Genomic DNA, 5,136 nt, shown 5'->3' with positions numbered 1-5,136 from the left:
CGTCCTTCAGGGCGGGGAAGACGTTAATTAAGGGATGCGTTCCCGCACCAAAGATTCGGCGAGTGGTTTACCGATAGTCGCCCGGTCGTTCCGGAGAACGGAATAAGTAGGATTCTGAAGCACATCGAGGACAACAGTAAGAGGTTGGACGGCATGATGGATCGGTCCTTGCTTGGTCCGGGCGACGAGTTTACCTTTTCCGGATCCGGTTCGCAGGTGCGGCCAAATGATCTTCCGGACGAGCTCGTCGGACAGATAACACCTTCGGTGCGAGTCGTTGGTGATCGGGCGGCAGCGCTGGGGTTGGGGTCACGTGATTTCGAGGGCGGCCGCTTCGACACTCTTCTTCAGTCCTTGCCGATCATTCCCGCGCCGGACCCTGATCTTGTTTACGAAACGCTGATGGACGAGTTCCCTTGGATGGAGGAGGCGAACGAGGCTGTGGCGATGGCGTGCGCAGTCTCGGATCGGCGCGACCCGAAGTATCTGAGGATACCGCCGCTGATGTTGGTAGGGCCGTCCGGTGCTGGGAAGTCCAGGTGGTCGAGGCGAATGGCCGAGGTAATGGACATTCACTATCACCGGGAAAACATGGCCGGGGTGTACGGGACTATGGAGATCTCCGGAAGCGCCTACGGTTGGAAGGATGCGCGCCCTTCCCTTCCGGCCGTCGTGATGGCGGCTGGCATGATCGCCAACCCTATTATCCTCCTCGACGAGATCGACAAGACGGCGGCCGAATCGGCGGGTGATCCGGTGGAGGCGCTTCTTCCGATGCTCGAAGAGGAGACGGCCAGGAGTTATAGCGATCCGTGCCTGATGGTGCCGGTCGATCTTTCGATGATCTCCTTTCTTTTGACTGCCAACAGCGAGTCCTCATTGGGAACTCCGTTCATGGATCGATTGAAAATGGTGCGTGCCATGAAGCCGACCGTCGCTCAGTTTGAAAGAACGCTTCCGACGATGTTCGACGGTATTGCGGCGAGGCTGAAGGTGGACAATTGGAATGAGGCGGACGATCTGCTCGGGCGCACCTTGAGGGTTTACCTCAACGGAGGTTCGTTGCGCTCCGCTTTGGCGTTCGCGGAGCAGGAGATTTCGGCACTGGTTTGGAGACCCAAACGTCCCGGCGGGCACCTGAAGCTCATCTGATGACGATTCCGTGTCTCTCTATGATTGTCGCGGCGTTCCTGGTTTCGGGGTGCGCGTCTGACAAATACGTCCTGTTCCCTTCGGAGGATCGTCCGGTGGCTCCTGACTTTGGAAATCCCATAACGAAGGAAAGGGCCGAAGACATTCGAGCGGAGATCTTCGCCGCCGTGGCTCGCGCAGAGGCGACGGCCGCGAAATATCCGGAGCCGACGCCGTTTCCCGATATCGAGATCCCGCAAGCAGGAGTTCGAAAGCTTGACTGGTCGGGCGAGGACTTGCTCTCGGGTCGCGATGAGAACGCGTATCCGCCACAGGACGGATTATTGTTGACAAAAAAAAGAGGAGAGGCAATTTTGGCCGCCGAAAGGATTTACTCGATGAACACGATCCGGTTCACATTCGTAGCCGCCCTCTTCGCCATGTCTCCGGGGTTCGCCTCCGCGCAGCAAGTGCAGTCCCCAGGTATCATGACCCTGGTTGACGATCTCGCTGAACTCGACCTGGATAAAAACGGTCTCGTCGAGGCATACGAAGTCGATGCCGTATTGAGCGCGGCGGAGGGCGAGGCTTTCGCCTCCTGGGAACGCGAGTGGAATGCGGCATTCTCTGTGATCGGGTCTAACGCCCCCGAGAGCGCCGCCCGGTCGGAGTATCACGAGGTCCTTCGTAAGGGACTCGAGACGCTCGACCTCGACGGCGACGGAACCGTGACATATAACGAGTGGAAGTGGCGGATTAGAGAGTCGGAAGATGCCGCCTTGTTGTTCAGCGAAATCGGCCCCTTGATGAGGCAGGTCGAACTGAAGGAGGTATCGGTAAAGGACCTTCAGTCCTTCGTGGATGCGACGGAGGCGGTGTCCGGGGCCGACGTCATGGGGCCTGGAGCCCTGCCGACCAATTTCAACGCCTACCGCGCATCCGTCATGGCGGACTTCGAAGCCAGGGCGGTCGATGGCGCAATCGATCTCACATCTCGATGATGCTCTCGATCATTCCGGACGCCGCCGGGATCGACCCTTGATCGATGTGTTGGGGTTCCTCGACTTCAGGCGCTTCCACAAACTCGGGCTCGAAAGACTCGTAGCTTTCCATCTCCCTTAGGGCATCGACCAGACTCTGTGCGTTCTCGCCTGCTTCTGATTCTTGCCAGCGTTCGCTTCTTTCTGAAATCTGCGCCTCGCGGTCGTTTGCGAGAGCATCGAGATATTCCTTCGCGTCGTTGAGAACGGTGTCGTGGCTTTCGATCTCGCTGGACAGTTCGGACTGAGCTTCGTTTAGAGCTTCGGCATAGACGCGGAGATTGTCCTCGAACGTCCGCCAAGCGGCATCGACGGCATCGTTGTAGGTGTTGATCGCAGCGGACAGGGTTTCGTCCGCGCGTTCGCAATCGTTTTTCAAGTTGATCAGTCTATCGATCTCCGACTTGATGAGCTTGATTCCCATGAATGCCTCCTGTTAAGTGGTCGGCGTTCATATGAGGGAGGCGTTCAACACCTGTCAATCCCTCGGTTCGATGGCGACTAAATGGCGTAAAACCTTATTTTTCGAATATTCGAACGGGATTCGATGTATTTTGCCGGATCGGAATATCCCTGGGAAATTCAAACTCATCGACGGCGGGTCGATTTTCGTTTTTTCGCGCGTTTCCCGTTGTCAAAACTTTTTTTGTTTTTCGGCATTTTTTTAGACTTCGGTTGATTTCGAGGCCGTCTTCGGTGCGGTCGTCTCGCTCACATTCCGGGGGCCGAGACGAGCTTGGCCTCCGGTGCGAGCAGAATTCTCTGGGGCGGCGGGAAAGAAGAGATGCTCGTTTGAAGCTCGTTGATCTCGTCCCGGACGGATTCCCATGTCTTAAGGACGCGTGAAAGTTCGAGCCTTGTCGTTTCGGAGTCCTGCACTTCAGCCGGGAGATCGTGATATTGATCGCATGCGGCCTGGCAACGAGTTTCGCGCGATCTTAGGCTGAGGAGTTGTGCCTCGAGTTTGCTGCGTTCTGGGGCGGTTTCGATTTCGATGCTAGGAAGGCTCCTCAGAAGGGCTAATCCGTCTTCGGTGAGCATTCCGAAGTCAATTTCAGTTTCGGGATATTGAGACTGAAGTTCCAGCACCATCGCTCGTCCGATGCCTTCGCGCTTCCGGATTTCTAGGACTTCCATCCAGCTGACAGACGGCTTTTGCTCAAACTCGCTGAATTTGATGATGCCGCAATATTCCCCGTTGATCAGAGCCAGGAGGTTTAGGTCCAATTGACCATGGTGCGCGCCAACGCATTCGAAACGAAATTCTATCGCTTCGTCGTTATTGGTGCGGGCGTACGTGGTCATGTCGGCTCCGTCTGTTTGCGAAGCCAATCGTACGTCAACGGAGTGTTGGGTGCAAATTAACGTCTTCCCGGCCCTGACGGACGGGGATTGCTGCGCTTCCGGATTATTTACCTTGGCGTCAGTATTTAAGACCAGCAAGGATGACGGGTCGCTCCGCGGATTCGGATACAGCTGGTCCCGGTCCGAGCGTTTTCGCGTCAGACGTCAATCCGGACAGGGCAGCGACGTTCTCGTATTTACCCATGCGGTCCTTAACGATACCGCGAAGTTTGGTGTGGAGCTGAGCGATCGTGATCCAGTGGTTTTTGTTTCTGAAAATGCTCCGGTTTGCCCTCGCCGCACGCGGGAATACGGTATTCGCGGCGCGTTCCGGCTTGCTTGCGCTAGCCTCCAGAAGGCGTCTGGCTCCGTTCGTTCCGAGGAAGTGAGGAAGGTAGACATCCTCTTGGGCAACCGCCTTTCCGGTGCGCGCCTCGAGCTTCGCGCGGGCCGCCTGGATGTATTCGCCCGCCATGAGCGTCGCTACGTATGGATCCTTTTGCAGGTTCATGATGTGCCGACGCATGTTGGAATTGGGAACGCTGTAGATCGTGCGGTTTTTCTTCTTGCTGTGGGTCACCTTGATGGCATCGGCTTCTCCGTCCAGGCCGTGTTTGGGTCCGTGTGCTTTGACCGTTTCGAGCCAGGTGCTCTCGATGAGCTGGAATAGTCCGACGGCGGTGGACCCTCTTGCTTTGACGGCGGGCCTGAACGCGGATTCCTTTTCCGCGATGGCCATCATGACCTTCGGATCCATCTTGGTCTTGATGGATCCTTTGACGATCGCGACCATTATGCCGCCTGGGACGTTGTAGTCGCCGAACGTGAAGGTGTGTTCCATTGGATCGACGCGTTTACTATCTAGCTTCGCCTTGATGAGGGGGTCGTTCGCGAGTGTGGCGGTGATCCGGCTGGAGAATTTGTTGGCGAGTTCCATCGTGTAGGATGCGGAAACCGGCGCCCATCTGTCGGAATTGCCGTTCGTTTCCGTTACGGTCGCGGTCTGCGCCGCTTTAGCCGCGCGTTTTTGCGCATCCGGTTCGTTGATGCGTGCGACATGCTGGTAGAACTCGGCGTTCGAAATCGTGAAGAGGGCAAGGCAGGCGCATGACTTCATGATCCGTGCGAGCTTCGAATTGCCGCCGGTCGTAAAGGCTACTCCGCCTTCCCTCATGAATTCCTTGGTGAGATCGCCTTTTGCCACTCAATCCGCTCCGGATGGTATTCACCTGAAATAAGATGATCGTGCGAACGGCGGAAAGTGACAAGAAATGTCAGATGGAGAGCGGAACCTTGGATTCCCGTGTGACCGTGTTGTCCGGGCACTCGACGACGTAGAGGCTGGGAGCGATGCCCGCCCGGCTGGCGAGGTCCGCCGGAACGTCGTTGGCGAGATGGATTAGCTTGTCTCCGGCGTAGAGCGTAAGGGTCGTGTCCTTGATTTGTGCTCTGGTAGGCTGCTCGACCAGTTTGGTGTCCGCAAGGAGGAGGACATCCCCTTTGTGATTGACGGCAAATTCGTTCATGGCTTTCGGTGATCCGAATTTCGACGCCAAGCGCCGAAGTTTCAAGTCTGGGAATTAAGGTCTTCTTGTCGATTGTACCTCATTCGGCGCAGGCC

6 protein-coding genes are annotated in these 5,136 nt (G+C 56.7%); 2 read left to right on the top strand and 4 right to left on the bottom strand.

Going from position 1 to position 5,136, the window contains the following annotated elements; all coding sequences use genetic code 11:
* Positions 1–153 precede the first annotated feature (153 nt).
* Both E1297_RS04465 and E1297_RS04460 read left to right on the top strand, forming a co-directional pair.
* A complete protein-coding gene (locus E1297_RS04465; protein ID WP_155134420.1) occupies positions 154–1,152 on the top strand; it encodes an AAA family ATPase in 999 nt (332 codons plus the stop codon).
* Positions 1,153–1,247: 95 nt separating this feature from the next.
* On the top strand, positions 1,248–2,132 hold the full coding sequence (locus E1297_RS04460; protein ID WP_155134417.1) for a hypothetical protein: 885 nt from the start codon (positions 1,248–1,250) through the stop codon (positions 2,130–2,132).
* Here the strand turns inward: E1297_RS04460 and E1297_RS04455 are convergent.
* The 4 genes from E1297_RS04455 to E1297_RS04440 form a co-directional block, all read right to left on the bottom strand.
* Positions 2,119–2,595 carry a hypothetical protein gene (locus E1297_RS04455; RefSeq protein ID WP_155134414.1) on the bottom strand — a complete coding sequence of 159 codons (477 nt, stop codon included), beginning with the start codon at positions 2,593–2,595 and terminating at the stop codon, positions 2,119–2,121. The genes E1297_RS04460 and E1297_RS04455 overlap by 14 nt on opposite strands.
* Before the next feature lie 287 nt (positions 2,596–2,882).
* On the bottom strand, positions 2,883–3,476 hold the full coding sequence (locus E1297_RS04450) for a hypothetical protein (RefSeq protein ID WP_155134411.1): 594 nt from the start codon (positions 3,474–3,476) through the stop codon (positions 2,883–2,885).
* Positions 3,477–3,594: 118 nt separating this feature from the next.
* Positions 3,595–4,719, bottom strand: coding sequence for a transglycosylase SLT domain-containing protein (locus tag E1297_RS51215; protein WP_155134408.1), 1,125 nt, complete (start codon positions 4,717–4,719; stop codon positions 3,595–3,597).
* A gap of 70 nt (positions 4,720–4,789) precedes the next feature.
* On the bottom strand, positions 4,790–5,041 hold the full coding sequence (locus E1297_RS04440; protein ID WP_155134405.1) for a hypothetical protein: 252 nt from the start codon (positions 5,039–5,041) through the stop codon (positions 4,790–4,792).
* Between the last annotated feature and the right edge of the window lie 95 nt (positions 5,042–5,136).

The sequence above is a fragment of the Roseibium sp. RKSG952 genome, assembly GCF_009711355.1.
Note: the sequence above shows the minus strand (reverse complement) of the source record. Positions and strands in the feature narration are given on the sequence as shown.